This window comes from Micromonospora siamensis (assembly GCF_900090305.1).
Taxonomy (GTDB): domain Bacteria; phylum Actinomycetota; class Actinomycetes; order Mycobacteriales; family Micromonosporaceae; genus Micromonospora; species Micromonospora siamensis.
The window spans coordinates 2683163-2709389 of sequence record NZ_LT607751.1; the positions used below are offsets into that span (position 1 = coordinate 2683163).

The window sequence follows — 26227 nt, forward strand, 5'->3', positions numbered from 1 at the left end:
GGCCGACACCCCCGTGACATGTACGTCGTTCACAGCGCTGTCTATTCGACGACGCCGATGGGCGCTGGCGGTGTTCAGTGTCTGTCGGTGCGCGGTGTTAGCTTGCCGGCCGTGAACGACTCTCGCCCTGCTGTCGACTGGGAAACGCTGCAAGGTCCGTACGGACCGGCCTCGGATGTGCCGCAGCTGTTGCAGACGCTCCGATCCGAGGACCCGTCGGCGCGGATCGAGGCGGAGGAGCAGCTCGAAGACCATGTCCAGCACCAGGGGTTGGTCCATGAGCCGGCCGCCTTCGTTGCGCCGTACCTGATCGATCTCCTTGCCGATCAGGAGGCGCCGGACCGCCTGGTGGCCTACCGCCTCCTGCAGACGACTATCGACTGCGTCGAACTCTACGAGTCGCTGATGCCGGCGTCCGATGTGCCGAGCCTCGACGACCTCGCCCAGCAGCGCTCGGACTTCTGGTTGTCCAGGTCGACGGAGTGGCGCAGGCACGGCGGACCCCAGTCCGTTGTCACCAGTCCCTGTCATGCCGCGGCCTACGCGGCGGTGCGAGCGGGAGTTCCCGTCTATCTGCGGGTCTTGCAGGAGCCTGACCGGAATCTGCGGCTAGGGATGGCGAATCTGCTCACCTCCTTTCCGCAGGAGTGGCCGGCCGTGGCACCCGTACTGGCGGAACGGCTCTCGGTGGAGACGGACCGTGCCGTGGTCGCCAAGATGTGCCTCGTGGCCGGCCTCGCCGGCCGACCCTCCGACGGCGCCATCGTGGATGCCCTGCAAGCCTGGCGCGGCAACTCCGACCGACTTCTTCATCGAGCGGCGTTGATCGGGCTTGTGGGGACTCTTCCGGCACCGGACACGTCGCTGCTGACCGACCTGAGCGACTGCCTGATGGAGCCGGTGGAGGACTGCGATTCGGACGCGGGTGTCATGGCCAACGCCACCGCCTCGGCGCTCGGTGGTCGCTCTCCGAACTCGGTGCCGCAGCTCGCCGGACTGCTGCTGGAACGGATGCGGGTCCCCGACCCGCGTCGGCATGACTTCCTGGCGCTGCGGCTACTTCTCGGCCTGACATTTCCCGACGGTCCCCTGCCGGACGGCGCGGTGCTCGACGACCTCTCACCTCGGCAGCAGGAGGTCGTTCGGGTCGTCGTCGATGCCCGCTTGTTGAGGCAGGGCGCGATGATGCCGCGAACCATCGGAGAGTGCAATCTCCCGCATACGGAGGAGGGGCTGACTGCGTGGTGTGCCGGACAGCCCCATGAGGCGCGCAGAGTGCATGGTGTGTGAAGGGCGGGCCGGTCGGTAGCGTTGGTGCGACGGCGGCGTGTGCGCCGACGGCGCTTCCTGCACCACAAGGAGGTTCGGGATGGATTCCTTGCCGGAGCTGACCTTCGGGCAGCGGTTGAAGGTCTACCGGGAGCGGTCCGGGAAGACCCGTGCGGTGCTCGGTGGGCTGGTCGGTCGCAGCGCCGAGTGGGTCAAGGCGGTGGAGACCGATCGGATCCTGCCGCCGCGCATCCACATGCTGGACCGGATCGCCCGTGCCCTGAAGGTCGACGTCTCCGCCCTGGCCGGTGAGCTGGGCGACCGCACGGTGGCGGTGAACGGGCCGGAGCATCCGACGCTGCCGTCGGTCCGTGACGCCGTGAACCGTCTCGTGGTTCCTGGTGAGGCGGAGTCCCTGGCGGGCCTGGGAAAGCGGCTCGCCCTGGCGTGGCGGGCGCGTCACCTGGCGTCGGATCACCGTACGGTGCTGGGCGGCTTGCTGCCGGGGCTGCTCCGGGACGTGCAGCGTGCGGCGTTGGCGTACGAGGGTGACGAGCGTCGGCGGGCGCAGGCCCTGTTGGTGCAGACGTTGGGGCTGACCCAGATGTTCCTCGCCTACCAACCCGCCGCCGAGCTGTTGTGGCGGGTCGCGGACCGGGCGATGGTGGCGGCGCAGGAGTCCGGGGACCCGGAGGCGTTGGCGTGTGCCGGCTGGTTCCTGTGCCAGGTGCACCGGGACGCGGGGGACTGGGACACCGCGATGGCGGTGACCCTGGACGTAGTGTCCGCCCTCAAGCCGCGGACGGCCGACGGGAACGCGAACCTCTTGGCGCTGTGGGGAGCCCTGAACTTCGAGGCCGCCTACACCGCCGCTCGTGCCGGTGAGGATGGCTGGGCCTGGCAGTACTGGGACCGCGCGGACCGGGTGGCGCAGCGCCTGCCGCAGGGCTTCTACCAGGACCAGACCTCGTTCTCCCGGGTCATCATGGGCGCTCACGCGGTGACCGTGGCGGTCGAGCTGCAGAAGTCCGGCGAGGCGGTGCGGCAGGCCCGCCGCCACGATGCGGCGGCGATTCCGTCGCGGCCGCGTCGGGCTCGCCACCTCATCGAGGTTGCCCGGGCGCACTACGGCAAGGACGACAACGAGGCAGCCGTGGCGACGCTGCGGCAGGCGTACGAGTCGGCGCCGGAGACGATCTGCTTCAACGGGTACGCCCGCCAGATCACCCTGGACCTGCTCGACGGTCCGCGATCCACCCGGGAAGACGCCCGTGACCTCGCGCTGAAGGTCGGCCTGCTCTCCTGAGCCAGGGGGTACAAACCCTACCCTTCCGATGCCCGCACCGACCGTAGCTTTGTGCTCACGGGATGCGACGGTTGGTGCGGGTTTCGCCTGGTCGTCGCCTCCCCCTCAGCGTGGAGGGCGGAAGGCCGTCCTCGCGATCGACGAGGGAGGGTACGTGCGGCGCGTCAGGTATGACGAATACCTTGTGGCCACCGCGTTGACGTTGGCCCGGCGGCACCGGTCGGTGTGGTCGTGGCGGCGGTGGCGCTGGGTCTGCCGCTGCGGCGCCGATCTGCCGTGCCGCAACCGGCACCGGATCCCGATCAGCTCCGCGCACTGGCCGGAGCAGGAGCGGTGACGGCTCACGCCGTACCCGTGCTGGCAGGCGGAGTGAGTGACCAGCCGGCGCGCGCGGCACCTGACGGCGGTCATGCTCGGAGGCCGGCGGTGACCACGCACGGACCGGTGCTGCCCCGGCGGTTCCTGGGTTGGCTGCGGTGAGCATCCTGCGCGCCGGTGACGAGAAGTTCCACTACAGCGACGGTTCGCACCGGTGGATCCGCCGGACCCGGACTACGACCAGGAGGTCTGGGACGAGCAGGTCCGCCAGCACAAGCTCGGTCACCTGCGCAACGAGCGCCCGAAGGTCCGCATCCAGCGCCTGGTCTGATGTCGTCCTCGATCGGTTGCTCAGGACCGCTCAGCGCGCTCCCGCAGGAGCCGGTGCTCCACCCGGACCAGCCGCAGGAACGCCACCAGCCCCACCCCGCCGACCACGTTGCCCAGCACCGCCCAGCCCAACGCGCCGAGCCAGTCCAGGTAGCCGAACGGGGCCTTCCCGGTGACCAGGGCGCAGAACATCAGGATCGAGTCCAGGATGCTGTGGAACAGCTGGCCGCCGGCGAGGAGCGCGCCGAACAGCAGAGCCGGCACCAGCCGCACCCCGAGATTTTCGGTGGCGTGCTGCATCCGGGTCATCAGGGTGATCACCATGCCGGCGAGCACGGCCAGGACGAACGAGCGCAGGTTGATGCCGAGGTCGGCGTAGTAACTGCCGGAGTCGATCGCGGTCTCGCGAAGCTGCGGCAGCCCGGTGACGATCAGCCAGGCCAGCAGCCAGCCGCTGACCAGGTTGCCTACCAGGGTGACGGCCCACAGCCGGATCAGTGACCCGAACGAGTTGCGTCGGGTGACCACCGCGGTGACCGGTACCAGGAAGTTCTCGGTGAACAGCTCACTGCGGGCCAGCAGCAGCGCGACGAAACCGATGCTGAACGCGAGGCCGGCCAGCAGCGGCTGCCCGGTGGCGTGCTCGACCAGCAGGTACGCCAGCACGCCGGTGCCCACGTCGATGCCGCCCAGCAGCGCGGTGGCGATCAGCGACGGCCACGGCCGGGCCAGCCGCGTCTGGCCCTCGTCCGCCAGCCGGTCGAACGCCTCCTCGAGTTCCGGTTCCGGCCGCTCGGGGGCGACCTGCTCGGCACGCTCGGCGTTGCGGTGCGCTTCGCTCATCGTCGCGCCCTACCCGATCCGGGCCGGCTTAGCCTCGATGTCGTCGGCCAGGTCGGAACGCCCTCGCGTCGGCGGAGGGGAGCCGGAGCCCGGTGAGGCCCGATTCGAGGTGTCTGGCGCTCCTTTGGCGATCAGCCCGCACAGCCGGGCAGGGCATGCACGCGCCGACGAGGAGTGCCGGGCATCCCGGGGCCGCAACCGGGTGGCGGATGATTCGAAGAAGCTACGTCTTGACGAACCTCATGTTATCGACCACATTCGATGGTGAGGACGGAGCGGGACTCACCGGGCAGGTCCCGCCTCCTCGAGCATCGGCGCGCACTCGTAATGCGCACATTCATGTTAACGCTAACAGTCCAGGCGGCGCGCCGTCGGGACGATGGCCATCGAGGAGGATCATGTTCGCCCTTGGTAGGACTCCATCTCGGCGCGGGTGGTTGCGGCGTGGCGTCGCGGCCGGCGTGGCGATGCTGCTGGCCGCCGTCGGCGCGGCGGCGGTGACGTCGACCCCCGCCGCCGCCGCGACGGTCGACACGACCGCCTGGTACGTGCTGGTCAACCGCAACAGCGGCAAGGCCCTGGACGTCTACAACCTGGCCACGAACGACGGCGCGCGGATCGTGCAGTGGACCCGCAACAACGGCAACCAGCAGCAGTGGCAGTTCGTGGACTCCGGCGGCGGCTACTACCGGCTGCGGTCCCGGCTCTCCGGCAAGGTGCTGGACGTCTACAACTTCTCCACCGCCAACGGCGGCAACATCGTCCAGTGGTCCGACCTCAACGGGGTCAACCAGCAGTTCCGGCTGGCCGACTCCGACAGCGGCTACCTCCGGCTGATCAACCGAAACAGCAACAAGGTGGTGGAGGTGCAGGGCGCCTCGACCGCCGACGGCGGCAGCATCGTCCAGTACGACGACTGGAACGGCACCAACCAGCAGTGGCAGCTCGTCCGGGTCGACGGCGGGGGCGCCCCCACCACGCCGCCGCCGACCGGTGGGTGCAGCCTCCCGTCGACGTACCGCTGGTCCTCGACCGGTCCGCTGGCGAACCCGAAGTCGGGGTGGGTGTCGCTGAAGGACTTCACCGTCGCCCCGTACAACGGTCGGCACCTGGTCTACGCGACCACCCACGACTACGGCTCGTCCTGGGGCTCGATGAACTTCGGTTTGTTCACCAACTGGTCCGAGATGGCCACGGCCAGCCAGAACGGGATGTCGCAGGGCACGGTGGCGCCCACGCTGTTCTACTTCGCCCCGCGCAACATCTGGGTCCTGTCCTACCAGTGGGGGCCGTCCGCGTTCTCCTACCGCACGTCCACCGACCCCACCAACGCCAACGGATGGTCGGCGGCGCAACCGCTCTTCACCGGGAGCATCTCCGGCTCCGGCACCGGCCCGATCGACCAGACGCTGATCGCCGACGACACGACCATGTACCTCTTCTTCGCCGGCGACAACGGCAAGATCTACCGGGCCAGCATGCCGATCGGCAACTTCCCCGGCAGCTTCGGCTCCACCTACACCACCGTGATGAGCGACAGCATGAACAACCTGTTCGAGGCGGTCCAGGTCTACAAGCTCCAGGGCCAGACCCGGTACCTGATGCTCGTCGAGGCGATCGGCGCGCAGGGCCGCTACTTCCGCTCCTTCACCGCCACCAGCCTGGGCGGCACGTGGACCCCGCAGGCGGCCACCGAGAGCAACCCGTTCGCCGGCAAGGCCAACAGCGGCGCCACCTGGACCAACGACATCAGCCACGGTGAGCTGATCCGCACCAGCGCGGACCAGACCTTCACCGTCGACCCGTGCAACCTCCAACTGCTCTACCAGGGCCGGGCCACGAACTCCGGCGGCGACTACGGCCTCCTGCCGTACCGGCCGGGTCTGCTGACCCTGCAGCGCTGACCACTGCCGAACCCGGCCGCAGGGGCCGGTCTCCCCGGGCTGGAGCCCGGCCCCTCGTTCCGCCCGGCCGCGACCCGCCAGCACGCTGGCCGACAGCGGCAATGCCGGACGGCGTGGAATGACTCGGGTGGCGTTGCTTCCTGTCGCTGATCGGTCTCCGGGTGTCGGCCCGGTCGCCGGGTGCCGCACACTGGGCCCATGGACCGTCCGGCCTCGTTCCTGCCCGACCCGCCGCAGAGCCCGGCGGTCACCGCCGCCTACGAGGCGGACCTGTCGTCCGACGGCTACGTCAACAACCTCACCCGGGCCTGGTGCTGGCGTCCGGACGTGCTGGCGTCCTTCCAGGCCGTGCGGGGGGAGCTGACGTCGGGCTCCACCCTGTCGGCACGGGAGGTCGCCGTGCTGGTGGCGGCCACCGCCGCCGCCCGCGGCGACTCCTACTGCGCCCTGGCGTGGGGTGCCAGGCTGGCCGAGCTGAGTGACGAGGCGACCGCCGCCGGGGTGTTGCGCGGTGCCGACGGCGGGCTGTCCGCCCGGGAGGCCGCCCTGGCCGGCTGGGCCCGTCAGGTCGTCCACGACCCGAACGCCACGACCGGGGCCGACGTGGCGGGCCTGCACTCCGCGGGCCTCGACGACCGGGAGATCTTCGAGGCGACCGCGTTCGTCGCGTTCCGGCTGGCGTTCTCCACCATCAACGACGCGCTGGGTGCGCCGCCAGACCCGCAGCTCGCCGAGAAGGCCCCCCGGCTGGTCCGGGAGGCCGTCACCTTCGGCCGCCAGGTCTAGCCCGGTCACCGGTCACCTTCGCCGGAGCATCTCGTCCAGGTCGGGATCGGGCAGGAGCTCCCGGACCTCCTGGGCGCAGCGGCACCCGGCGGCGATCTTGGCGGCCCACGCCAGCGCCTCCTCCCGCGTGGCCACGTCGACGACCACCAGGCCGCCGATGACCTCCTTGGTCTCCGGGTACGGGCCGTCGGTGACCAGCCCGTCGGTGCCGACGACGCTGGCCTGCTGGCGTTCGAGTCCGCCGCCGAACACGAACACGCCGGCGTCCACGGCCTCGCGGACCGCCGCGCGCGCGGCCTCGGCCACGTCGGGCAGCTCCTCGGCCGGGATGTGGTCCATCGCGCCGTCGTCGAACGTGATCAGGTACCGCGTCATCCGATGACTCCCTCGTCCCGGCGGTCTCCGGCGGCCGCCTCTCACCTGCGCTACGAACGACCCACCCGGAATCCGACACCGGGCCGGGGAGAACTGCCACCGGAACGTCCCGATGACCGCCGGTCTCAGCCGGCCGGGTCGAAGGTGGCGGCGGCGCGGCGCAGCCGGTCGTTGACCGCGCGCCCCACGCCCACCTCGGGGACCGGCTCGACCAGGATCTCCTCGACCCCGGCGGCGTCCAACCGGTGCAGCCCGTCGAAGAGCCGGGCCGCCGCCTCGGTCAGGTCGCCGGTGGGGGAGAGCACCTCCACCGCCGCGTAGCCGGCCGCCGGCCGCTCCCGGAAGGCCAGGTAGCCGCGCCGGCCGCTGTCGCCGGCCGGCGGCTGCGCGTCGGCGACAAACCGCAACGGGGTACGCGGGGCGTAGTGCGCCGCCAGCGTGCCCGGCGCGACGGGTTGACCGGAGCTGCCCGGGCGGACCGTCACCGGGCCGACCGCGTCCTCCAGCTCCTCGACCGGCAGCGCGCCGAGTCGCAGCACCACCGGCCGGTCACCCCGGGCGTCCACGATCGTCGACTCGATCCCGCAGCGGGTCGGGCCGCCGTCGAGGACCACGTCCACGGCGGCGCCGAGGCCGCGTACGACGTGCTCGGCGCGGGTGGGGCTGAGCTGCCCGAACCGGTTGGCGCTCGGCGCGGCGACCGGCACCCCCGCCGCCGCGATCAGCGCCCGCGCGGCCTCGTTGTCCGGCACCCGGACGGCCATCGTGGCCAGCCCGGAGGTGACGATCGGCGGGATCGCCGCCGGCCGGTCCACGATCAGCGTCAGCGCGCCGGGCCAGAACCGGTCGGCCAGCGCGGCGACCGCCGGCGGCACGTCACCGACCAGCTTCGCCAGCTCCGCCGGGTCGGCGAGGTGGGTGATCAGCGGGTCGAAGCTGGGCCGCGCCTTCGCCTCGAAGATCCGCGCCGCCGCCCGCGCGTCCAGCGCGTTCGCGCCCAGGCCGTACACGGTCTCGGTGGGGAAGGCCACCAGCCCGCCGGTACGCAGGACGGCGGCGGCCTCGGCGATGCCGCTGTCGGCCGGCAGGACGCGTGGGGATCCGGTGCTCACGCCCCGACGCTAACCTGCCCGCCGACGGGTGCCCGCACCGACCGCGCCGAAGTGTGGCCGGGTGAACGGGCGGTCACGCCGCGCAGGGGCAGCGGGCGCCCCGCCGGCCCGCTACCGTCCCTGGACCATGGAGTCGATCGTCGCCGTACCGGCCCGCCGGTGGCGTCCGTGAGCCCGACCCGACGGGACCTGGACCCGGACCAGGTCCGCCGGTACGTCGCCGCGTCCCTCGGGCCACAGGTCGAGGTGGCCGACTGCGGGCCGCTGACCGGCGGCGGGTTCGCCGCCGTGTGGTGGGTACGCCTCGACGACGGCCGTCAGGTGGTGCTCAAGGTCGGCCCGCCCCCGCAGGTGCCGTTGCTGCGCTACGAACGGGACATGATCGGGGCCGAGGCGCGCTACCTGCGGCTGGTGGCAGCCCGGGCGCCCGGGGTGCCGGTGCCGGCGCTGCTGCACCACGGCCACCACCCCGAGCTGGGCGACTGGCTGCTCACGGCGCGGCTGCCCGGCCGTACCCTCTGGGAGCTGACCCGGGCCGGCGCGGACGTCGGGCCGCTGCGCGCGGAGTTCGGCCGGGCGCTGGCCGCGCTGCACGCCGTCACCGGCGACCGGTACGGCTACGACGGCGGACGCGCCGCCGCCCCCACCTGGCGCGGGGCATACCCGGCGATGGTGGACGACCTGCTCGCCGACGCGGCCGACTGGGACGTGCCGCTGCCGGTGCCCGCCGCCCGCATCCGGGAGCTGGTCGCCCGGCACGCCGCCGTCCTCGACGCGGTACGCCGTCCCGCGCTGCTGCACTTCGACGGCTGGGCCGGCAACGTCCTCGCGGTCGACGGGCCCGACGGCGTTCCCCGGCTCAGCGGGCTGGTCGACGGGGAACGGCACCTGTGGGGCGACCCGCTGGTGGACCTGGTGTCACCGCTGCTGTTCCGCCGCGCCGAGGACGAGCCGGACGACCCGCTGGTACGGGCCTACCGGGCGGCGTCGCCGTTCCCGCTGGACGCCCCGGCGCGGCGGCGCCTCGGCCTCTACCGGCTGCACCTCTATCTCCTGATGACCGTGGAGATGCCCAGCCGGGGCATCACCGCCTCCTCCGATCCGGGGCGGGTGGAGCGGCTGGCCGGGCTGGTCGACGCGGAGCTGGCGGACCTGACGCGCCCGCTGCCGGCCCGTAGGGTGGCGCCGTGATCACCTGTGTCGTGCACTACACCATCGACCCCGCGCAGATCGAGGCGTTCGAACGCTTCGCCCGCGAGTGGATGCGGCTGGTGGCCCGGCACGGAGGCGTGCACCACGGCTACTTCCTGCCCGCCGAGGGGGCCAGCGACCGGGCCGAGGCGCTGTTCAGCTTCGAGAGCCTGGCAGCGTACGAGCGCTACCGCGCACGGTTCGGCAGCGACCCGGAGTTCGTGGCGGCCGACCGCATCCGCGACGAGTCGGGATGTGTCGTGCGGTACGAGCGGACGTTCATGCGTCCGCTCCTGCCGGACGAGTCGTAGGGCGGCTCGACGTGCGGACCGGCCGGCGGTCACCGGCCGGCCCGCACGACAGGGCCCTACTGCTCCAGCGTCGGGTAGTCGATGTAGCCGCGCGGGCCCGGCGTGTAGAAGGTGCTCGGGTCCGGCTCGTTGAGCGGCGCACCGATCTCCCAGCGGCGGGGCAGGTCCGGGTTGGCCAGGAAGTTCCGGCCGACCGCGACCAGGTCACCCAGACCGCCGTCGAGGATGCGCTCCGCGTCCGCCCGGGTGGTCACCGAGCCGAAGCCGTCGTTGGCGATGAACGGGCCACCGAAGCGGCGCCGCAGGTCGGTGATCAGGTCGCTCGCCGGGTCGGCCAGCGCGTGCAGGTAGGCCAGGCCGAGCGGGGCGATCGCGTCGAGCAGCGCGCCGTAGGTGGCGGCCACGTCGGCGGCGTCCTCCTCCAGCACACCCTGGATGTTGTGCGAGGGCGAGATCCGGATGCCCACCCGGTCGGCGCCGATGGCGTCCGCGACCGCGCGGGTCACCTCGATCACCAGGCGGGCGCGGGCCTCGGGCGAGCCGCCGTACCCGTCGGTGCGGGTGTTGCTCGACGGGGCCAGGAACTGGTGCAGCAGGTAACCGTTGGCGGCGTGCAGCTCCGCCCCGTCCAGGCCGGCCTCGACGGCGTTGCGGGCCGCCTGGACGAACTCCTCGACGATTCCCGGCAGCTCGTCGCCGCGCAGCTCCCGCGGCTGCGGGTACGCCTTCATCCCGTCGCGGGTGAAGATCTCGCCGGGGGCGGCGATGGCGCTGGGCGCCACGGACTCCAGCCCGCCCTTGTTGTCGGGGTGGCCGATCCGACCCACGTGCATCAGCTGCATGAAGATCTTCCCGCCGCCCGCGTGCACGGCGTCGGCGACGGCCCGCCAGCCCTCGACCTGCTCGGCGGAGTGGATGCCCGGCGTGTCCGCGTACCCCTGGCCCACGGCGCTGGGCTGGGTGCCCTCGGTGATGATCAGGCCGGCCGAGGCGCGCTGACCGTAGTAGGTCGCGGAGATCTCCTGCGGCACCTGACCCTCGCCCGCCCGGTTGCGGGTGAGCGGCGCCATCACGATCCGGTTGGTCAGTTCCAGCTTGCCGAGGGTGAACGGGCTGAACAGCGCTGTCATCGTGTCTCCGCTTCGTCGTCGAACGGACGTCGTGGGTACGCCGGCGTCCCGGCATTGATCAACTCGCAGCCGTACCCGCGGATTCCCCGGCGCTCACGTGACACACGTCTCGGAGCCTGGCACCGTCGGTCCCAGGACGGGTGGGGCCTGGTTGCGCCCATCCGGGACGGGCACCGTACGAGGAGCCGGCGGACGCTCCGGCCGGCGGAGGGAGAACCATGATCGGCGACAAGCTGCCCGGCGGCACCTACCGGATGGGCGACCTGACCGTCACCCGGTTCGGCTACGGCGCCATGCAACTGGCCGGGCCGGGCGTCTTCGGGCCGCCCCGGGACCGCGCCGCCGCCGTCGACGTGCTGCGCACGGCCGTCGAGCTGGGCATCCGGCACATCGACACGTCGGACTACTACGGCCCGCACGTCACCAACGAGATCATCCGGGAGGCGCTCGCGCCGTACCCCGACGGCCTGCACATCGTCACCAAGGTCGGTGCCCGCCGCGACGAGCAGGGCGGCTGGCCGCCCGCGCGTACCCCGGCCGAGCTGACCCAACAGGTGCACGACAACCTGCGCCGCCTCGGCCTGGACGCGCTCGACGTGGTGAACCTGCGCGTCGGCGGCATGAGCTCCCCCGAGCCGGGCTCGATCGCCGAGCAGTTCGGCACGCTCGCCGAGCTGCGCGAGCGAGGGCTGATCCGGCACCTCGGGCTGAGCACCGTCACCGCCGACCAGCTCGCCGAGGCCCAGTCGATCGCCCCGGTGGTGTGCGTGCAGAACTTCTACAACCTCGCCAACCGGCACGACGACGACCTGGTCGACGACACCGCCCGGCAGGGCGTCGCGTTCGTGCCGTACTTCCCGCTGGGCGGCTTCTCCCGCCTCCAGTCGGACGTCCTGGACCGGGTCGCGGCGGCCCTGGGCAGCACGCCGATGTCCGTCGCGCTGGCCTGGCTGCTGCACCGCTCGCCGAACATCCTGCTCATCCCCGGCACGTCGTCGGTGGCGCATCTGCGCGAGAACATCGCCGGCGCGGCCCTGGAGCTTCCGGCCGACGCGCTCGCCGAACTGGACGCGGTCGGCAGGTGATCCGGGCCGGGCGGGAATCCGGGTGACGGCGGTCGGCGTACCGAAGACAATGGCCGGCGTGGCTGAAGTGGAGGTCGTCATCGCCCATCGGGAACGGGCGACCCTGCGCGTCGGGGACGTCTTCCTGAAGATCGACGGTGACCAGACCCGCACCGACGTCGAGGTCGAGGCGATGGCCATGGCGCCCGTCCCGACCCCGGCGGTCCTGTGGCGCAGGCCGCCCGTGCTCGCGCTCGCCGCCCTCCCCGGGACCTCGCTCGCCCGCCTCGGCCGGCCGTCGACCGCCTCGCCGGCGGCGTGGGCGGCGGTGGGTGCCGCCGTCCGGCGGCTGCACGACGCCCCGCTGCCGCCCTGGCCCGGCCGGAGCCTCGACGAGACCGCGGCTCGGCTCGACGCCGAGTGCGAGTGGCTGCTCGCCAACGACGTACTCCCCGGCGACCTGGTGACCCGCAACCGCGAACTCGCCGAGGCGGTGTTCCGGCCCTGCACGCCGGTGTTCACCCACGGCGACCTGCACGTCGCCCACGTATTCGTCGACGGCGACGAGGTCACCGGCGTGCTCGACTGGTCCGAGGCGGCCCGGGGGGACGGCCTCTTCGACCTCGCCGTCCTGACCATGCGGCACCCGGAACGCCTGGCCGACGTCGTGGCCGGCTACGGCGCCGACGTCGACCTCGACGTGGTCCGCGCCTGGTGGTCGGTCCGCAGCCTGCTCGCCGTCCGCTGGCTGGCCGAGCACGGCTTCGACCCGTTCGCGCCGGGCTACGAGGTCGACGTGCTCAGAGCCCGGATGTGAGACTCCCCGGCTCACCGCGCCGCGGGCAGGCTCCGCCGCCAGGCCGCCGCCAGCCAGCGCTCGTACTCGGCGCCGGAGGGTTCGTCCACGACCAGGCAGAACGGGCCGATCACCCGGCCCGCGCCGCCGGCCAGTCCGCCGTGCAGCATGGTCAGGTTGTGGCCGAAGAGCAGGTCGTACCGCTCGCTGGGGGCCAGCACCTCCCACCGGCGGCGGCAGTCGCGCCAGGTGCGGCCGGTGGCGGTGAGCAGCTGGTGGCAGAACAGCCGGGCCGTGTCACCGACGCACTCGCCACACGCGCAGCGCCGCGCCAGCGGCCCGGCCAGCGGATATCGCGCCCGGTCGCCGTCGGTCAGCGGCGCCTCCGCGTGGTGGAAGGACAACCCGTGCCAGATCGGCTCGCCCAGGCCGAGCATCGCCCCGACCGACGGGTACGCGCAGCCGTGCTCCGGCTGCCGGGCCAGCGCCGCGCGCAGGTTGTCGCCGAGCCAGCGGGCCAGCGACCGGGCGTCGCCGGACCCCTCGTCTGCCGCCCGTTCCCGGTGCACGGTGCCGAGCAGGTCCAGCCAGTCGTAGTAGGTGGTCACGCTCAGCCCGTCGCCGGGATCGGCCATGAACACGCCCTGGTACATCTTGTGCGCCGGGGTGGTGGTGTAGCCACGGTCGCCGAACTGCCGGCCCGCCGGCGTCCAGTCCGGGTCGTCGGCGGTGCTCGGGGTCAGGTACGAGCAGTGCTGCCCGTCGTGGTGCGGCAGCAGCGTCCGGCTGCCGAAACCCTCGGGGACGTACGTCTGCTGCTCCTTGTCCTGCTCCAGCCGCATCACCGAGGGCGCGCCACGGCGCACCAGCGCCACCCGCAGCGCCTCGGAGAGCTCCACCGCCAGCCGCCGGCTCTCCTCGCCGTCGAGGCGTAACCGGCCCAGGCGGAAGATCACGTAACCGTGCTCGGTGATCAGCTGAGCGGCCGTGGCAGCCAGCGCGTCGCGGGCGTCGGCGCGTTCCCGCTGGTCGCCCTCGATCAGGTGCGTGCAGTCGAGGTGCAGCTGGGCCGGGGTGAATCGCATGGCCTACCCCCTGTCGGCGGAGCGCCACTGCGGCAGCTCGGGGTCGTGATGGTCGACGCGGAAGAGCTGCTCGAAGAGCAGCCGGGCGGCGATCTGCGCGGTGGCCCCCGTCGGGTCGTACCGGGGGGCGATCTCGGCGACGTCCAGGGCGCCGACGGGCAGCCGGCGGAGCACCTCGTACACGTCGAACAGGTCGCCGACCTGGAGCCCGCCCATCGTCACGTGACCGGTGCCGGTCGCCGCGCTGGTGTCCAGGACGTCGATGTCGAGCGAGACGTACACGGTGTCGCACTCGTTGCCCAACCGCTCCACGGTGGCCGCGAGCGCCGCCGCGGCGCCGTCCCGGACGATCCGCGCCCCGGGTACGACGTGGAAGCCCTGGTCGACGAGCTGCCGGAACTGGTCGTACTTGGTCACGTCGCCGACGCCGACGAAGGCCATGCCGGCGCCGGCCATCCCGGGCAGCTCGCTGATCCGGCGGGAGTTCGAGCCGTGGTAGAGCGGCCCGTGCAGGGTGCTCCAGTTGCCAAAGTCGAAGTGGTGGTCGATGTTGACGAAGCCGACCCGGCGGCCGGCGGCCCGGTCCAGTTGGGCGGCCCGGAACCCGGCGAAGGTGGGGAAGGTCGTGGAGTGGTCGCCGTTGAGGAAGATCACCCGGTCGGCGGCGCCGGCCAGCCGCCGGCTCTCGGCCGCCACGGCCTGGAACGTCCGGACCGTGTCCGTCGGATAGACGTGCAGGTCACCGGCGTCGACCAGGCGCGGCGCCCGGTAGCGGAAGCCCTGCCCGGTGCGGGTGTCCAGCATGTCCCACTGGCCGAGGCTGGCCAGGGAGTTGGCGAAGACGCCGCTGGCCTGGCGTACCGCGCGGGGTCCCTCGGCCGCGCCCGGCCGGGAACTGGCGGTCCCGTCGAACGGCACCGCGGCGACCGCCCAGCCGTCCCACCCGGACAGCTCCCCGGCCCGGACGGCGGGGGCGCCGAAGAGCGTTCCCGGGCCGGCCCAGCCGGGCAGCGGGTCGTCCTGGAAGTCGGCCGGGGCCGCCCGCCGGGCGAGTTCGGCGAAGTCCGGAAGGGAACTCATGTCAGCTGACCAAGCCTCTCTCCGACGATGCGGCCGGCCCGCGCGACCTTCTCCTGGAACAGTTCCCAGCTGCGCGCCGGGGTGAGGTTGCGCGGCCGGTACACCGGTGGCGCGTCCTCCCGCCAGTTCGCGAAGTCCCAGTCGAAGATCCGCGGTCGCAGCCGCGCGAAGTCCGGCACCAGCGGGTACGGGACGAAGTTGTAGAGGTTGAACAGCCAGAGCAGCTCGCGGTGCTGCCAGAGCCAGTCGACGGTCTGCGCGTGCGACTCCTCGGTCTCCTCGTCCAGTCCGCCCATCACGTTGAGCACCACCCGCAGGCCGCCGTCGTGCAGCAGCCGCACCTTGCGGCCGTAGTCGTCCAGGCCGCGGGAGAGCTTGCTCATCCGCTTGAGCAGCTCCGAGTCGCCGGACTCGAAGCCCAGCTCGACCGCGGCGACGCCGAGCGCCTGCATCTGCTCCAGGATGGCCGGGCGGACCTGCATGACGTGGGTCTGCACGATGAACCGGTAGCCGGGACGGTCGGCGAAGACGTCGATGAGGTTGGCCACCGCCTCCGGTGACTGGCCGAAGGTCTTGTCCCCGATGTAGAACAGCCGCGCCTCGGGGAAGCGGGCGGTCAGCCGGTCCACCTCCGCCTCCAGGGCCCGGCGGTGCACCAGGATGAGCTGCCGGGTCCAGGCGTCGCCGCAGAACGAGCAGCGGTAGAGACAACCGTGGCTGGCGTTGAGACGCAGCAGCGGCACCTGCCCCCGGTAGCCGTCCAGGTGCCGGTAGTCCGGCACCCAGTCGATGAGGTCGTCGGCCTTGCCGAGCACGGGAAGGTTCTCCGACAGCCGGCCGGTGCCCCGGGCGAGCCGCACGAGCCGGCCCACCAGCGCCGGGGTGAGCTGCCCCCGGTGCACCAGGTCGACCTCGTCCGGGTCGACCAGCGGAGCCATGTTGCCGCCCAGCACCACCTTGCGTCCGGCCCGACGCAGCAGGGGAGCGACGTGCAGCGCCAGCCGCAGGTTCTGCGCCAGCGGGGAGATGAGCACGAGGTCGCCGGGGGAGCTGTCGGCGAGGATCGCCTCGGCGCAGCCCTCGGGCAGGGCCGGTTGCCTCGACAGGTCGCAGAACCGCGAGTCGAGCCCGCCGCTACGGACCAGCGCCGTCAGGTGCGCCACCCACAACGGCATCTCCCAGAGGCCGTCCTGCGGGATGAAGTACTCCGGGAAGTCCGCCCGGAAGGTGGCGTCGTAGTCGGCGTAGTACCGGGTCAGGTGGGGGTCCGGCTCCGCGGTCGACGGGAACGGGAGCTGGACGATGACGGCGGAGGTCATGAGCGCTGGTGCTGGTCGACCCGTGGCATGGAGAAGTGAGCCCCCGTACGAGATGGAGCGGCGCGCAGAGTCGCCGCTACTGATCGACGTCCGTGACTTTCCCGACCGAGCGTACGCAGCTCGTCCAGGTGTCGGGAGTAGCCGACTGGGGGTAGCCGAACGAGGTGGCCCGCAGGCGCGCTCAGGGGCGCCGATGGGCGTTGAGCCGGGCCGCCCGACGGGTCAGGTGGTCGCGTTCGCCCAGGTTGGGGGCCTTCCGGGCGGCCTCGACGTACAGCTGTGCCGCGGTGGCCAGGTCACCGGCCCGCTCGTGGAGGTACGCCGCCACCGCCGTGTGCCGGGGCAGCGAGGTGTCCAGTCTCGCCAGTGCCGCCAGCCCGGCCCGGGGGCCGTCGGCCTCCCCGACCGCCACCGCCCGGTTCAGCCGGGCGATCGGACTGTCGGTCAGCCGCACCAGCTCGTCGTACCACTCGACGATCTGCACCCAGTCGGTCTCCTCGGCGGTGGGCGCGTCGGCGTGCAGCGCCGCGACGGCGGCCTGGGCCTGGAACTCGCCCAGCCGGTCGCGGGACAGGGCCGCCTGGAGGATGCCGACGGCCTCCGCGATCGACGTGGTGTCCCACCGGGCGCGGTCCTGCTCGGCGAGCGGCACCAGGCTGCCGTCGGGCGCCGTCCGGGTGGCCCGCCGGGCGTGGTGCAGCAGCATGAGGGCGAGCAACCCCGCCACCTCGGGATGGTCGATCGCGACCGCGAGCTGCCGGGCCAACCGGATCGCCTCGGCGGCGAGGTCGACGTCGCCCGAGTAGCCCTCGTTGAACACCAGGTAGAGGACCCGCAGCACGGTGGCGACGTCACCGGGCTGGTCGAACCGTACGCCGGAGACCGTGCGCTTGGCCCGGCTGATCCGCTGCGCCATGGTCGCCTCGGGCACCAGGTACGCCTGGGCGATCTGCCGGGTGGTCAGGCCACCCACGACACGCAGGGTGAGCGCCACCGCGGACGACGGCGTCAGCGACGGATGGGCGCAGAGGAAGTAGAGCTGGAGGGTGTCGTCCGCCGCCGGCGCGGGCCCGGGCGGCGGCTCGTCGTGCAGCAGGTCCTCCCGCCGCCGCCGCGCGGTGTCCGCCCGGGTGGCGTCCAGGAACTTGCGCCAGGCCGCCGTCACCAGCCAGCCCTTCGGATCCCGCGGCGGGTCGGCCGGCCAGACCCGGACCGCCTCGACCAGCGCGTCCTGCACGGCGTCCTCGGCCGCCGCGAAGTCGGCTCCGCGGCGGACGAGGACCCCGAGCACGCTCGGCGTGAGACGCCGGAGCAGGAGCTCATCCATCGGAGCAGGTCATTCCGTGATGGTCGGCGCCTCGGTCAGGAACGGGCGCAGCTCGAGCCACTCGTGGATCGGCTTCCCGCCCGCCCCGGGGGCGGCCGACAGCTCCCCGGCCAGCTCGACCGCCCGGTCGTAGCTGTCGACGTCGATGATCATCCAGCCGGCGATGAGGTCCTTGGTCTCGGCGAACGGGCCGTCGGTGACCGGCGGGCGTCCCTCGCCGTCGTACCGGACCCACGCGCCCTCGGGGGCGAGCGCCTGGCCGTCGACGAACTCGCCGGTGCCCTCGAGTCGGGTCGCGAAGTCGTTCATGTACTGCATGTGCGCCGAGATCTCCTCCGGCGTCCAGCGGTCCATCGGCACGTTGTTCACCGCGTCCGGAGCGCCGCGGTAGTGCTTGAGCAGCAGGTACTTGGCCATCGTCTTCTCCTCGGTGCGGGTGCGACCCCATTCTGGTCGCGTTCACCCCGGGGACGGAGCCGGCCACGCGTTCTCGACATCGGCGCCGACACCTTCCGCGTACTTTCTCCGCGGCCGACGATGTGGTTCGGTGGATCGGTGCGGGCGCCGACCCGCCGACCGGCGGGAGGACCGATGGCGACGGGGCGGGTGCTGGTGATCGGTCTCGACCCGGTGCGGATCCCGGGCTGGGACCCCGAGCCGGTCGTGGCGGCGATAGCCCGTGGTCAGGCCCGCTTCGCCGAACACGGCATCGAGGCCGACCTGTGCCTGGTGGCGCCCGAAGAGCACGCCGAACGGCAGATCGTCGAGGCGTTGACCCGCCGGGAGTACGCCTGCGTGGTGGTGGGCGGCGGCATCCGCAAGCACGAACCGCTGCTGGAGCTCTTCGAGAAGGTGGTAAACCTGGTCCGGCGGCACGCTCCCGGCGCGGCGATCGCCTTCAACAGCGGCCCCGAGGACACCGCCGATGCCGCCCTGCGGTGGCTGCGGTAGGCCGCCACCACCAGGGGGCCGCCGACCGTCAGCCGACCTGGTCGCTGTCCTTGAGCGCGCCCCAGCCGTGCCAGCGGTCGATCTCGATCAACGCGCTGACCCGGCCGCGTTCCCGCCTCGGGTAGTCGTTGCCCGTGTAGTGCCGCGACAGCCGGTCGATGTCCGCCAGACCCTCGTCCGGCCGCAGCTCGACGACGTGCCCGACGACGCTGAGGTGGGTGTACCAGCCGGCCTCGTCCAGCACGGTGAGGGAGACCCGGGGGTCGTTGCGGACGTGCTCCAGCCGGCGGCGGCCCTCGTCCATGTTCACCAGGATCCGGCCGTCCTCCCACAGGTACCAGGTGGCCGCCGACACGGGCTGACCCCCGGCGCGCAGCGTGGTGATGACGGCGGGGTTCGGCTTGCGCAGCATGGCGACCGCGGCGTCGGGAAGCGGTGGCTTGGACATCGGCTCTCCTCCTCGAACGGGACATTCGTCTTGTACGGTACGCACCGCCCGGAGCCGGCACGCTCCTCGGCCCGTGGGAGAGTGCGGCGTTCCGCGGGCGCCACCGGGGCCGGCTCAGGAGGGTGGGGTGTGACCGGCGAGGACCCGGTCGACGATCCGCTCGGCGAACGCCCGGTCCAGGGCGCCGCCGGAGACCGCCCGGCGGTAGAAGAGCGGACCGGCCAACTGGTCGAGCACGTCGGCCGGGTCGGTGTCGGCGGGCAGCTCGCCGCGACCGATGCCCCGCTCGACGGCGCGCAGGATGACGGCGTGCCGCGCCTCGGCCTCCCGGCGGTGCAGGGCCGCGACCTCCGGGTCACGTTCGGCGGCATCGACCAGCGCGAACATGAGCCCCGCCGCCGGGCCGGCGGAGAGCGCCGCGGCGAGGCCGGTGACCAGGTCGAGCAGGTCGCCGCGGAGGGTGCCGGTGTCCGGGTCCACGGGCGGGCGCCGGACGCTGTCGAAGGCGTCGAGGATCAACGCCGCCTGACCGTCCCAGTGTCGGTAGATGGTCGTCTTCGCCACCCCGGAGCGCTCCGCCACGGCCTCGACGGTGGTCCCGGCGATGCCCCGTTCGGCGAGCAGGTCCAGCGCCGTGGCGATCACCACCGCCCGGGTACGCCGTACCCGCGGATCGGTCGCCCGGCCCATCCGTACCCCCCGTCCCGCGCCGGGCCGGTGGCGCCTACCGCCACAACTCCCGGTGCTCCCACACATACTGGCGCAGGGTGCGGGGCGGCCGCCCGAGCAGGTGGGCCAGGGTGGGATCGACCCGCTCGGCCCGGCCCCGCCGCAGGCCGGTGTGCAGCACGGTCTGCACCAGCGCCTGGACCAGCGGGGTGCCCCGGCGGCGCAGGTGGGTCAGGTAGCCGGCGACGGTGGCCGGCCGGTAGTGGACCGGCCGGCCGAGGACCTCGGTGAGCAGGGCCGCCACCTGGTCGAAGTCGAGCGCCTCCGGGCCGGTGAGGGTGTATCCGGTGCCGGCGTGCGCCGCCGGGTCCGCGAGGACGGTGGCCGCGACGTCACCCAGGTCGCGGGTGTCGACGAAGGCGACCCGGCCGCGCCCCGCCGGCAGGAGGATCTGGTCGTCCTCGCGGATGTCCCGCCGGTAGGCGTCGGCGAGGTTCTGGGCGAAGAAGCCCGGGCGCAAGATCGTGTACGGCAGGCCGGAGCCGCGTAGGTGCGTCTCGACCCGGTGGTGCGGGACGATCCGATTGGTGTCGGCGCCGGTCACCGAGGCGAACACGACGTGCCCGACCCGGTGCCGGGTGGCGGCGTCGACGAGCGCGTTGAGGGTGGGCCCGACGCGGGCGATCTGCGGCGGCCGGAGCAGGAACAGCGCGCCCACGTCGGCCAGCGCCGGGTCGAAGGTGCCGGGTTCGGCGAAGTCCAGGCGTACGGCGGGGACGCCGGGGAAGCGTCGCCGCAGCCCGACCAGGTCGGGGCCGGCGACCCGCACGGGTGTCCCGGCCGCGGCCAGGGATCGGGCGACGGCCCCGCCGACGTTCCCGGTCGCCCCAGTCACCAGCACCGGGGCGGTCATCGGGCCCCGTCCACGACGTCGAGGTGGATCAGGGCGAGGCCGTCGCGGCGGGCCGCCTCGGCGAGTTCCGCGTGGGTGGGGGTACGGGGCACGTTGATCCGGATGCCCATCCGCCGCCCCGCCCGCCGGTGTCCCGTCGCCTCGATCAGCGTGCGGTAGGCGGCGGCGACCCGGTCCGGGTCCTCGACCAGTTCCGCCCGGGCGGCCCGACGCCGACCCAGCAGGGTCACCGCGACGTCGGGCCGGTCGCGCAAGTTGACCCGCCAGGGCGAGTTCGTCAGCACCAGCAGCCGGCCGTCGCCGTTGTCGCGGTAGGCGACCGGGAAGACGAGATCGCGCCCCGTGCGCCGCCCGGTCACGTGCAGCAGCAGCAGATGCCGGCCCACCCGGCCGGCCCGGGCGGGATCGGTGAGCAGCCACCGCACGACCCGGTTGACGACCCTGTAGGGGGCACTGGGCGGCCGGATCCGCTGCACGGCCGGCCGAGGGGAGGAAGCCATACCGGTACCGTAACGCTACGGGACCGTAGCGAAAAGGGTTGGGCCTCGCACAACGGCCGCGACATGGGTGCCAGCACAGCGCGAAGGCGTGAACTGCTGGCACTCGCGCTCGTCGGGCGGGCCGCGCCGCTGCTCGTGGTCACCGCGGCGGCCGTCGGGGTGCTCCTCGCCGTGGCGCTGGCCGACCGCCGGGAGCAGGCCGTTTCCACTCGTCGGTCCGGCGCCCGAGCCTAGGCTGAGGCTGCCCCGACCAGCGGATGCGCGGAGGAGACATGGCGACGGCAGGTGTGGCGACGCGGCTCCCGCCGATCACCGTCGACCGCTGGGTGAACTCCCCGCCGTTGACCCCGGAGGCGCTGCGCGGCCGGGTGGTGCTGGTCGACATCTGGGAGTACACCTGCGTCAACTGGATCCGCACCGCCCCGTACGTCAGGGCGTGGCACCGCGACTACGCCAACCTGGGGCTGGTCGTCGTCGGGGCGCACGTGCCGGAGTTCGCGTTCGGGCGGAGGCCGGAGAACATCGACCGGGCGATCGAGGAGCATCGGCTCACCCATCCCCTCGCCATCGACAACGACTACCGGTTCTGGCGGGCCCTGCGCAACGACGCCTGGCCGGCGAAGTTCCTCTTCGACGCCGATGGCCGGCTGGTGGACCGGTGGGTCGGCGAGGGCGACTACGACCGGGTGGAGTCGGAGATCCGGCGGTTGATCGAGGTGAGCGCACCGGCTGTCGCGCTTCCACCGGTGAGCCCCGAGGTGACGGCGTTCGTCACCACCGGGCAGCCGACCTACGTCGGCATCACCCCTGAGACGTACCTTGGCGGGGGCCGGGCGGTCCCCGGCACGTACTCCTACACCGGTGACTGGCAGGTCGCCGGCGAGTACGTCGAGCTGACCGGCGGCACCGTCGAGCTGACCCTGCCCTTCGACGCCGGCGAGGTGAACCTGGTCGTCGACCCCGGCCCGAACGGCCGGGCGGAGGTTAGCGTGCTGCTGGACGGGAACCCGGTGGACGGCGAGCGCGGGGCCGACGTCGGCCCCGACGGGACCGCGCGGATCGACCGGGCGGCCATGTTCCGGCTGGTCGCCGGGGCGGCACGGGGTGGGCGGCTGCTGACCCTGGTCACCGATCAGCCCGGCCTGCGCGCGTACGTCTTCACCTTCGGCCCGTAGGACACCGTCCCGACGGGCGGAGACCCGAGGGATGGGCAGGGCGATGAGCGACACGACCGAGAAGGCGATCCTGGCCGGCGGCTGCTTCTGGGGGATGCAGGACCTGATCCGCAAACGCCCCGGGGTGCGACACACCCGGGTCGGCTACACCGGCGGAGACGTGCCGAACGCCACCTACCTCAACCATGCCGGGCACGCCGAGGCCATCGAGATCGAGTTCGATCCTGCCGAGCTGAGCTACCGGGACCTGTTGGAGTTCTTCTTCCAGGTGCACGACCCCACCACCCGGGACCGGCAGGGCAACGACGTCGGCTCCAGCTACCGGTCGGCGATCTTCTACACCGACGAGGCGCAGCGGGCCGTCGCCGAGGACACCATCGCCGACGTGGACGCCTCCGGTCTCTGGCCGGGCAAGGTGGTCACCGAGGTGACCCCGGCCGGGCCGTTCTGGGAGGCCGAGCCCGAGCACCAGGACTACCTGGAGCGCAATCCGGGCGGCTACACCTGCCACTTCGTCCGCCCGGACTGGAAGCTGCCCCGTCGCGGGCGCAGCGCCGCCTGACCGCACCGCCCAGCCCGACCGGAAGGAAGAGCAGATGGCCGCCCGGACCATGACCTGTCCCGGCACCGACATCCGACCGTTCCGTCAACGACCAGTCCCAGGGCGCGCCGCTGGAGACCAGCCAGGCCCTGGCCCGCTACTGGGAGAACAGCCGATGCTGCTCACCGGGGAGCTGCGCACCGCCTTCCGGTCGCTGCGCTGAGCCAACCGAGGCCGGCGACGCTCACCCGGGCGTCGCCGGCCACGGCGCTCATCCGTACGGGCCACTCAGGGGCCGGCCTCCCGACCGGTCAGCGGCTCACGCCTTGCGCAGCCAGAACGTCAACCCCAGGGCATCGTCCCGGAACGCCTCCGGCTGCTCCCACGTCGGCTCGCCGGCGGCGATGTCGGCGGCCAGCACCTCCTCGCCCACCAGGTCGCGGTGCTCCTGAAGGGCGAGCGCCGTCTCCTCGACGGTGGCCGCGTAACGCAGCACGATCCGGTCGGTGACCTCCAGGCCGCTGCCCTTGCGCGCCTCCTGGACCAGCCGGATGGCGTCCCGCGCCACCCCGGCCCGGCGCAGCTCGGGCGTGAGGGCCAGGTCCAGGGCGAGCGTCGCGCCGCTGTCCGCGGCCACCGCCCAGCCCTCCCGGGGCGTCTCGGTGATGAACACGTCCTCCGGGGCGAGCGTCACGCTCTCACCGTCCGGCAGCACCAGGGTGGCGGTCCCGGAGCCGCGCAGCTCCGCCTTGAGCGCCGCCGGGTCGGCCGCCGCGACGGCCTTCGCCACCGCCTGCACGCCCTTGCCGAACCGCTTGCCCAGGCTGCGGAAGTTGGCCTTGGCCGTGGTGTCGACCAGCGACTCGCCGGCCGTGTCGACGGGCAGCACCGAACCGGTGTTCAGCTCCGCGGCGATCTCGGCCAGCAGCTCGGGGGAGAGGTCCGCGAAGCCGGGCGCCGAGGCCAGTGCCCGGGACAACGGCTGACGGGTCTTCACCCCGGAGTCCGCCCGGGCCGCCCGGCCCAGCTCGACCAGCCGCCGGACCACGCCCATCTGCTCCGACAGGCGCGGGTCGACCAGCCGCTCGTCGGCGACCGGGTAGTCCGCCAGGTGCACCGACTGCGGCGCGCCCGGGGTCACCGGCACCACCAGGAGCTGCCAGACCTGCTCGGTGATGAACGGCACGATCGGGGCCATCAGCAGGGTGACCGTGGACAGCGCCTCGTGCAGGGTGGCCAGCGCGGCCCGGTCGCCCCGCCAGAACCGGCGCCGGCTGCGCCGGACGTACCAGTTCGACATGTCGTCGATGAACCGCGCCAGCAGCCGGCCCGCCTCGTGCGTGTCGAAGCCCGCCAGCGCCGCGTCGACCTCACCGACCAGCGTGTTCAGCTCGGAGAGCAACCAACGGTCCAGCACCGGACGGTCCGCCGGCGCCGGGTCCGCCGCCGACGGCGTCCAGTTCGCGGTACGGCCGTACAGCGACTGGAAGGAGGCGGTGTTCCAGTAGGTCAGCAGCGTCTTGCGGACCACCTCCTGGAGCGCGTTGTGCCCGACCCGCCGCGCCGACCAGGGCGAACCCACGGCCGCCATGAACCAGCGCACCGCGTCCGCGCCGTGCCGCTCCATCAGCGGGATCGGCTCCAGGATGTTGCCCAGGTGCTTGGACATCTTCCGGCCGTCCTCGGCCAGGATGTGGCCCAGGCAGACGACGTTCTCGTACGGCGACCGGTCGAACACCAGCGTGCCGACCGCCATCAGGGTGTAGAACCAGCCCCGGGTCTGGTCGATCGCCTCGGAGATGAACTGCGCCGGGTAGCGCCGCTCGAACAGCTCGGTGTTCTGGTAGGGGTAGCCGAACTGGGCGAACGGCATCGAACCCGAGTCGTACCAGGCGTCGATCACCTCGGGCACCCGGCGGGCGGTCTCGCCACACCGGCAGGCGAAGGTCACCTCGTCGATGTACGGGCGGTGCGGGTCCAGCTCCGACAGGTCGGTGCCGGTCAGCTCGCTCAGCTCGCCCAGCGAACCCACGCAGGTCAGGTGCCCCTCCGGGCAGCGCCAGATCGGCAGCGGGGTGCCCCAGTAGCGCTGCCGGGACAGCGCCCAGTCGACGTTGTTGTTCAGCCAGTCGCCGTAGCGGCCGTGCTTGACCGTCTCCGGGTGCCAGGTGGTCCGCTCGTTCTCCCGCAGCAGCGCGTCGCGGATCTCGGTGGTCCGCACGTACCACGAGGGCTGGGCGTAGTAGATCAACGCGGTGTGGCAGCGCCAGCAGTGCGGGTAGCTGTGCTCGTACGGCACGGAGCGGAACAGCAGGCCACGAGCCTGGAGATCGGCCACCAGCGGCGCGTCGGCGGCCTTGAAGAAGAGCCCGCCGACCAGCGGCAGGTCGGCGGAGAAGGTGCCGTCCGGGCGGACCGGGTTGACCATCGGCAGGCCGTACGCCCGGCAGCTGGCCAGGTCGTCGGCGCCGAACGCCGGCGCCTGGTGGACCAGGCCGGTGCCGCTGTCGGTGGTGACGTACGACGCCAGGATCACGATGTGCGCGTCCGGGACCTCGACCAGGTCGAACGGTGGGCGGTAGGTCCACCGCTCCAGCTCCCGGCCGGTGAAGCTCTCTCCGGTGGTCTTCCAGCCCTCGCCGAGCACCGCGTCGAAGAGCGCCTCGGCGACCACCAGCTGCTCGGTGCCGTCGGTGGCCACCACGTAGGTGACGTCCGGGTGCACCGCCACGGCGGTGTTCGACACCAGCGTCCACGGGGTGGTGGTCCACACCAGCAGGGCGGCGCGGCCGGCCAGCGGGCCGGAGGTGAGCGGGAAGCGGACGTACGCCGACGGGTCGACGTCGATCTCGTAGCCCTGGGCCAGCTCGTGGTCCGACAGGGCCGTCTGGTCCCGGGGGCACCAGGGGGCGACCCGGAAGTCCTCCACCAGCAGGCCCTTGTCGAAGATCTGCTTGAGCGACCACCACACCGACTGGATGTAGTCCGGGTCCATGGTCCGGTAGGCGTCGTCCATGTCGACCCAGTAGCCCATGCGCTCGGTCAGCTCGGCGAACGCGTCGGTGTGCCGGGTGACCGACGCCCGGCAGCGGGCGTTGAACTCGGCGATGCCGTACGCCTCGATGTCCTGCTTGCCGGAGAAGCCGAGTTCCTTCTCCACGGCCAGCTCCACCGGCAGGCCGTGGCAGTCCCAGCCGGCCTTGCGGGCGACGTGGAAGCCCTTCATGGTCCGGTAGCGGGGGAAGACGTCCTTGAAGACGCGGGCCTCGATGTGGTGCGCGCCGGGCATCCCGTTCGCGGTCGGCGGGCCCTCGTAGAAGACCCACTCGGGCCGGCCCTGCGACTGGGCCAGGCTGCGACCGAAGATGTCCTGCTCGCGCCAGAAGCGCAGCACGTCATGATCCAGAGCGGGCAGGTCGACCTGGACGGGAACGGCGCTGTACATCAATTCCTCCGTCGTGCTGGTGCTCGTCCCCATCTGGGC

Annotated in this window: 27 protein-coding genes; 13 read left to right on the forward strand and 14 right to left on the reverse strand. The window is 72.7% G+C overall.

From position 1 onward, the window contains the following. The first annotated feature begins 18 nt into the window (after positions 1–18). From GA0074704_RS12380 to GA0074704_RS12390, 3 genes are all read left to right on the forward strand, one after another. A complete protein-coding gene (locus GA0074704_RS12380) occupies positions 19–1290 on the forward strand; it encodes a hypothetical protein (RefSeq protein ID WP_157743658.1) in 1272 nt (423 codons plus the stop codon). 79 nt (positions 1291–1369) lie between these two features. Next, positions 1370–2575, forward strand: a complete 1206-nt coding sequence (locus GA0074704_RS12385) for a helix-turn-helix domain-containing protein (RefSeq protein WP_088970642.1) — start codon at positions 1370–1372, stop codon at positions 2573–2575. 154 nt (positions 2576–2729) lie between these two features. Further along, entirely contained in the window at positions 2730–2912 is a 183-nt protein-coding gene (locus GA0074704_RS12390) for a hypothetical protein (protein ID WP_088970643.1), read from the forward strand. Between the two features lie 332 nt (positions 2913–3244). Here the strand turns inward: GA0074704_RS12390 and GA0074704_RS12395 are convergent, their stop codons facing one another. After that, entirely contained in the window at positions 3245–4066 is an 822-nt protein-coding gene (locus GA0074704_RS12395) for a formate/nitrite transporter family protein (protein WP_088970644.1), read from the reverse strand. 398 nt (positions 4067–4464) lie between these two features. Here GA0074704_RS12395 and GA0074704_RS12400 point away from each other — a divergent pair, with 398 nt between their 5' ends. Together GA0074704_RS12400 and GA0074704_RS12405 are read left to right on the forward strand one after the other, a co-directional pair. After that, positions 4465–5970 carry a non-reducing end alpha-L-arabinofuranosidase family hydrolase gene (locus tag GA0074704_RS12400; protein ID WP_088970645.1) on the forward strand — a complete coding sequence of 502 codons (1506 nt, stop codon included), beginning with the start codon at positions 4465–4467 and terminating at the stop codon, positions 5968–5970. A 198-nt stretch (positions 5971–6168) separates the two neighbouring features. Then, complete coding sequence (locus GA0074704_RS12405) at positions 6169–6756, forward strand: carboxymuconolactone decarboxylase family protein (protein ID WP_088970646.1); 588 nt, start codon at positions 6169–6171, stop codon at positions 6754–6756. A 12-nt stretch (positions 6757–6768) separates the two neighbouring features. On the opposite strand, the gene GA0074704_RS12410 is transcribed toward GA0074704_RS12405, so the two are convergent. Both GA0074704_RS12410 and GA0074704_RS12415 read right to left on the reverse strand, forming a co-directional pair. Next, on the reverse strand, positions 6769–7131 hold the full coding sequence (locus tag GA0074704_RS12410) for a YciI family protein (RefSeq protein ID WP_088970647.1): 363 nt from the start codon (positions 7129–7131) through the stop codon (positions 6769–6771). A gap of 125 nt (positions 7132–7256) precedes the next feature. Next, a complete protein-coding gene (locus tag GA0074704_RS12415) occupies positions 7257–8219 on the reverse strand; it encodes an L-threonylcarbamoyladenylate synthase (protein ID WP_088973635.1) in 963 nt (320 codons plus the stop codon). A gap of 192 nt (positions 8220–8411) precedes the next feature. On the opposite strand from GA0074704_RS12415, the gene GA0074704_RS12420 reads away from it, so the two are divergent. Together GA0074704_RS12420 and GA0074704_RS12425 are read left to right on the forward strand one after the other, a co-directional pair. Next, entirely contained in the window at positions 8412–9434 is a 1023-nt protein-coding gene (locus GA0074704_RS12420) for an aminoglycoside phosphotransferase family protein (protein ID WP_231926835.1), read from the forward strand. Then, on the forward strand, positions 9431–9745 hold the full coding sequence (locus tag GA0074704_RS12425; RefSeq protein ID WP_088970649.1) for an NIPSNAP family protein: 315 nt from the start codon (positions 9431–9433) through the stop codon (positions 9743–9745). Before GA0074704_RS12420 ends, GA0074704_RS12425 begins: the two co-directional genes overlap by 4 nt. A gap of 56 nt (positions 9746–9801) precedes the next feature. Here the strand turns inward: GA0074704_RS12425 and GA0074704_RS12430 are convergent, their stop codons facing one another. After that, positions 9802–10875, reverse strand: coding sequence for an alkene reductase (locus GA0074704_RS12430; protein ID WP_088970650.1), 1074 nt, complete (start codon positions 10873–10875; stop codon positions 9802–9804). A gap of 218 nt (positions 10876–11093) precedes the next feature. Here GA0074704_RS12430 and GA0074704_RS12435 point away from each other — a divergent pair, with 218 nt between their 5' ends. Continuing rightward, positions 11094–11960 carry an aldo/keto reductase family oxidoreductase gene (locus tag GA0074704_RS12435; protein WP_088970651.1) on the forward strand — a complete coding sequence of 289 codons (867 nt, stop codon included), beginning with the start codon at positions 11094–11096 and terminating at the stop codon, positions 11958–11960. A 49-nt stretch (positions 11961–12009) separates the two neighbouring features. Then, positions 12010–12756 carry a phosphotransferase family protein gene (locus tag GA0074704_RS12440; protein ID WP_172880904.1) on the forward strand — a complete coding sequence of 249 codons (747 nt, stop codon included), beginning with the start codon at positions 12010–12012 and terminating at the stop codon, positions 12754–12756. An 11-nt stretch (positions 12757–12767) separates the two neighbouring features. On the opposite strand, the gene GA0074704_RS12445 is transcribed toward GA0074704_RS12440, so the two are convergent. The 5 genes from GA0074704_RS12445 to GA0074704_RS12465 form a co-directional block, all read right to left on the reverse strand. Further along, on the reverse strand, positions 12768–13820 hold the full coding sequence (locus GA0074704_RS12445) for a hypothetical protein (RefSeq protein WP_088970652.1): 1053 nt from the start codon (positions 13818–13820) through the stop codon (positions 12768–12770). 3 nt (positions 13821–13823) lie between these two features. Continuing rightward, positions 13824–14900 (reverse strand): arginase family protein, encoded by a 1077-nt coding sequence (locus tag GA0074704_RS12450; RefSeq protein ID WP_088970653.1) that lies wholly within the window; start codon positions 14898–14900, stop codon positions 13824–13826. Then, positions 14897–16219, reverse strand: a complete 1323-nt coding sequence (locus tag GA0074704_RS12455) for a B12-binding domain-containing radical SAM protein (RefSeq protein ID WP_088970654.1) — start codon at positions 16217–16219, stop codon at positions 14897–14899. The genes GA0074704_RS12450 and GA0074704_RS12455 overlap by 4 nt, the downstream gene beginning before the upstream one ends. A gap of 181 nt (positions 16220–16400) precedes the next feature. Next, positions 16401–17546 carry an RNA polymerase sigma factor gene (locus tag GA0074704_RS12460; RefSeq protein WP_088970655.1) on the reverse strand — a complete coding sequence of 382 codons (1146 nt, stop codon included), beginning with the start codon at positions 17544–17546 and terminating at the stop codon, positions 16401–16403. A gap of 9 nt (positions 17547–17555) precedes the next feature. Beyond that, positions 17556–17963 (reverse strand): YciI family protein, encoded by a 408-nt coding sequence (locus tag GA0074704_RS12465; RefSeq protein WP_088970656.1) that lies wholly within the window; start codon positions 17961–17963, stop codon positions 17556–17558. 174 nt (positions 17964–18137) lie between these two features. On the opposite strand from GA0074704_RS12465, the gene GA0074704_RS12470 reads away from it, so the two are divergent. Continuing rightward, positions 18138–18497, forward strand: a complete 360-nt coding sequence (locus GA0074704_RS12470) for a hypothetical protein (protein ID WP_088970657.1) — start codon at positions 18138–18140, stop codon at positions 18495–18497. Between the two features lie 28 nt (positions 18498–18525). Here the strand turns inward: GA0074704_RS12470 and GA0074704_RS12475 are convergent, their stop codons facing one another. The 4 genes from GA0074704_RS12475 to GA0074704_RS12490 all read right to left on the reverse strand — a co-directional run bounded on the left by GA0074704_RS12475 (position 18526) and on the right by GA0074704_RS12490 (position 21027). Next, entirely contained in the window at positions 18526–18945 is a 420-nt protein-coding gene (locus tag GA0074704_RS12475) for a PPOX class F420-dependent oxidoreductase (protein WP_088970658.1), read from the reverse strand. Between the two features lie 114 nt (positions 18946–19059). After that, complete coding sequence (locus tag GA0074704_RS12480) at positions 19060–19635, reverse strand: TetR/AcrR family transcriptional regulator (protein WP_088970659.1); 576 nt, start codon at positions 19633–19635, stop codon at positions 19060–19062. Between the two features lie 34 nt (positions 19636–19669). Then, a complete protein-coding gene (locus GA0074704_RS12485; protein ID WP_088970660.1) occupies positions 19670–20527 on the reverse strand; it encodes an SDR family oxidoreductase in 858 nt (285 codons plus the stop codon). Beyond that, positions 20524–21027, reverse strand: coding sequence for a nitroreductase/quinone reductase family protein (locus GA0074704_RS12490; RefSeq protein WP_088970661.1), 504 nt, complete (start codon positions 21025–21027; stop codon positions 20524–20526). The genes GA0074704_RS12485 and GA0074704_RS12490 overlap by 4 nt, the downstream gene beginning before the upstream one ends. Positions 21028–21090: 63 nt before the next feature. Between GA0074704_RS12490 and GA0074704_RS28770 the strand changes: the two genes are divergently transcribed. Genes GA0074704_RS28770 through msrA form a run of 3 tightly spaced genes read left to right on the forward strand, consistent with a single transcriptional unit; the run spans position 21091 to position 22764 of the window. Further along, positions 21091–21261, forward strand: a complete 171-nt coding sequence (locus GA0074704_RS28770; protein ID WP_157743659.1) for a hypothetical protein — start codon at positions 21091–21093, stop codon at positions 21259–21261. A gap of 38 nt (positions 21262–21299) precedes the next feature. Continuing rightward, the gene (locus GA0074704_RS12495) at positions 21300–22202 is read left to right on the forward strand and encodes a thioredoxin family protein (protein WP_088970662.1); all 903 of its coding nucleotides are present in this window, start codon (positions 21300–21302) and stop codon (positions 22200–22202) included. A 43-nt stretch (positions 22203–22245) separates the two neighbouring features. Continuing rightward, positions 22246–22764, forward strand: a complete 519-nt coding sequence (gene msrA / locus GA0074704_RS12500; protein ID WP_088970663.1) for a peptide-methionine (S)-S-oxide reductase MsrA — start codon at positions 22246–22248, stop codon at positions 22762–22764. Positions 22765–23062: 298 nt separating this feature from the next. On the opposite strand, the gene ileS is transcribed toward msrA, so the two are convergent. After that, positions 23063–26188, reverse strand: coding sequence for an isoleucine--tRNA ligase (ileS, locus tag GA0074704_RS12505; RefSeq protein WP_088970664.1), 3126 nt, complete (start codon positions 26186–26188; stop codon positions 23063–23065). Between the last annotated feature and the right edge of the window lie 39 nt (positions 26189–26227).

Coding starts and splice junctions, on each gene's coding strand:
- GA0074704_RS12380 (WP_157743658.1), top strand. CDS start 19: ATGTACGTCGTTCACAGCGCTGTCTATTCGACGACGCCGATGGGCGCT.
- GA0074704_RS12385 (WP_088970642.1), top strand. CDS start 1,370: ATGGATTCCTTGCCGGAGCTGACCTTCGGGCAGCGGTTGAAGGTCTAC.
- GA0074704_RS12395 (WP_088970644.1), bottom strand. CDS start 4,066: ATGAGCGAAGCGCACCGCAACGCCGAGCGTGCCGAGCAGGTCGCCCCC.
- GA0074704_RS12400 (WP_088970645.1), top strand. CDS start 4,465: ATGTTCGCCCTTGGTAGGACTCCATCTCGGCGCGGGTGGTTGCGGCGT.
- GA0074704_RS12405 (WP_088970646.1), top strand. CDS start 6,169: ATGGACCGTCCGGCCTCGTTCCTGCCCGACCCGCCGCAGAGCCCGGCG.
- GA0074704_RS12410 (WP_088970647.1), bottom strand. CDS start 7,131: ATGACGCGGTACCTGATCACGTTCGACGACGGCGCGATGGACCACATC.
- GA0074704_RS12430 (WP_088970650.1), bottom strand. CDS start 10,875: ATGACAGCGCTGTTCAGCCCGTTCACCCTCGGCAAGCTGGAACTGACC.
- GA0074704_RS12435 (WP_088970651.1), top strand. CDS start 11,094: ATGATCGGCGACAAGCTGCCCGGCGGCACCTACCGGATGGGCGACCTG.
- GA0074704_RS12440 (WP_172880904.1), top strand. CDS start 12,010: ATGGCCGGCGTGGCTGAAGTGGAGGTCGTCATCGCCCATCGGGAACGG.
- GA0074704_RS12445 (WP_088970652.1), bottom strand. CDS start 13,820: ATGCGATTCACCCCGGCCCAGCTGCACCTCGACTGCACGCACCTGATC.
- GA0074704_RS12450 (WP_088970653.1), bottom strand. CDS start 14,900: ATGAGTTCCCTTCCGGACTTCGCCGAACTCGCCCGGCGGGCGGCCCCG.
- GA0074704_RS12455 (WP_088970654.1), bottom strand. CDS start 16,219: ATGACCTCCGCCGTCATCGTCCAGCTCCCGTTCCCGTCGACCGCGGAG.
- GA0074704_RS12460 (WP_088970655.1), bottom strand. CDS start 17,546: ATGGATGAGCTCCTGCTCCGGCGTCTCACGCCGAGCGTGCTCGGGGTC.
- GA0074704_RS12465 (WP_088970656.1), bottom strand. CDS start 17,963: ATGGCCAAGTACCTGCTGCTCAAGCACTACCGCGGCGCTCCGGACGCG.
- GA0074704_RS12470 (WP_088970657.1), top strand. CDS start 18,138: ATGGCGACGGGGCGGGTGCTGGTGATCGGTCTCGACCCGGTGCGGATC.
- GA0074704_RS12475 (WP_088970658.1), bottom strand. CDS start 18,945: ATGTCCAAGCCACCGCTTCCCGACGCCGCGGTCGCCATGCTGCGCAAG.
- GA0074704_RS12480 (WP_088970659.1), bottom strand. CDS start 19,635: ATGGGCCGGGCGACCGATCCGCGGGTACGGCGTACCCGGGCGGTGGTG.
- GA0074704_RS12485 (WP_088970660.1), bottom strand. CDS start 20,527: ATGACCGCCCCGGTGCTGGTGACTGGGGCGACCGGGAACGTCGGCGGG.
- GA0074704_RS12490 (WP_088970661.1), bottom strand. CDS start 21,027: ATGGCTTCCTCCCCTCGGCCGGCCGTGCAGCGGATCCGGCCGCCCAGT.
- GA0074704_RS28770 (WP_157743659.1), top strand. CDS start 21,091: ATGGGTGCCAGCACAGCGCGAAGGCGTGAACTGCTGGCACTCGCGCTC.
- GA0074704_RS12495 (WP_088970662.1), top strand. CDS start 21,300: ATGGCGACGGCAGGTGTGGCGACGCGGCTCCCGCCGATCACCGTCGAC.
- msrA (WP_088970663.1), top strand. CDS start 22,246: ATGAGCGACACGACCGAGAAGGCGATCCTGGCCGGCGGCTGCTTCTGG.
- ileS (WP_088970664.1), bottom strand. CDS start 26,188: ATGTACAGCGCCGTTCCCGTCCAGGTCGACCTGCCCGCTCTGGATCAT.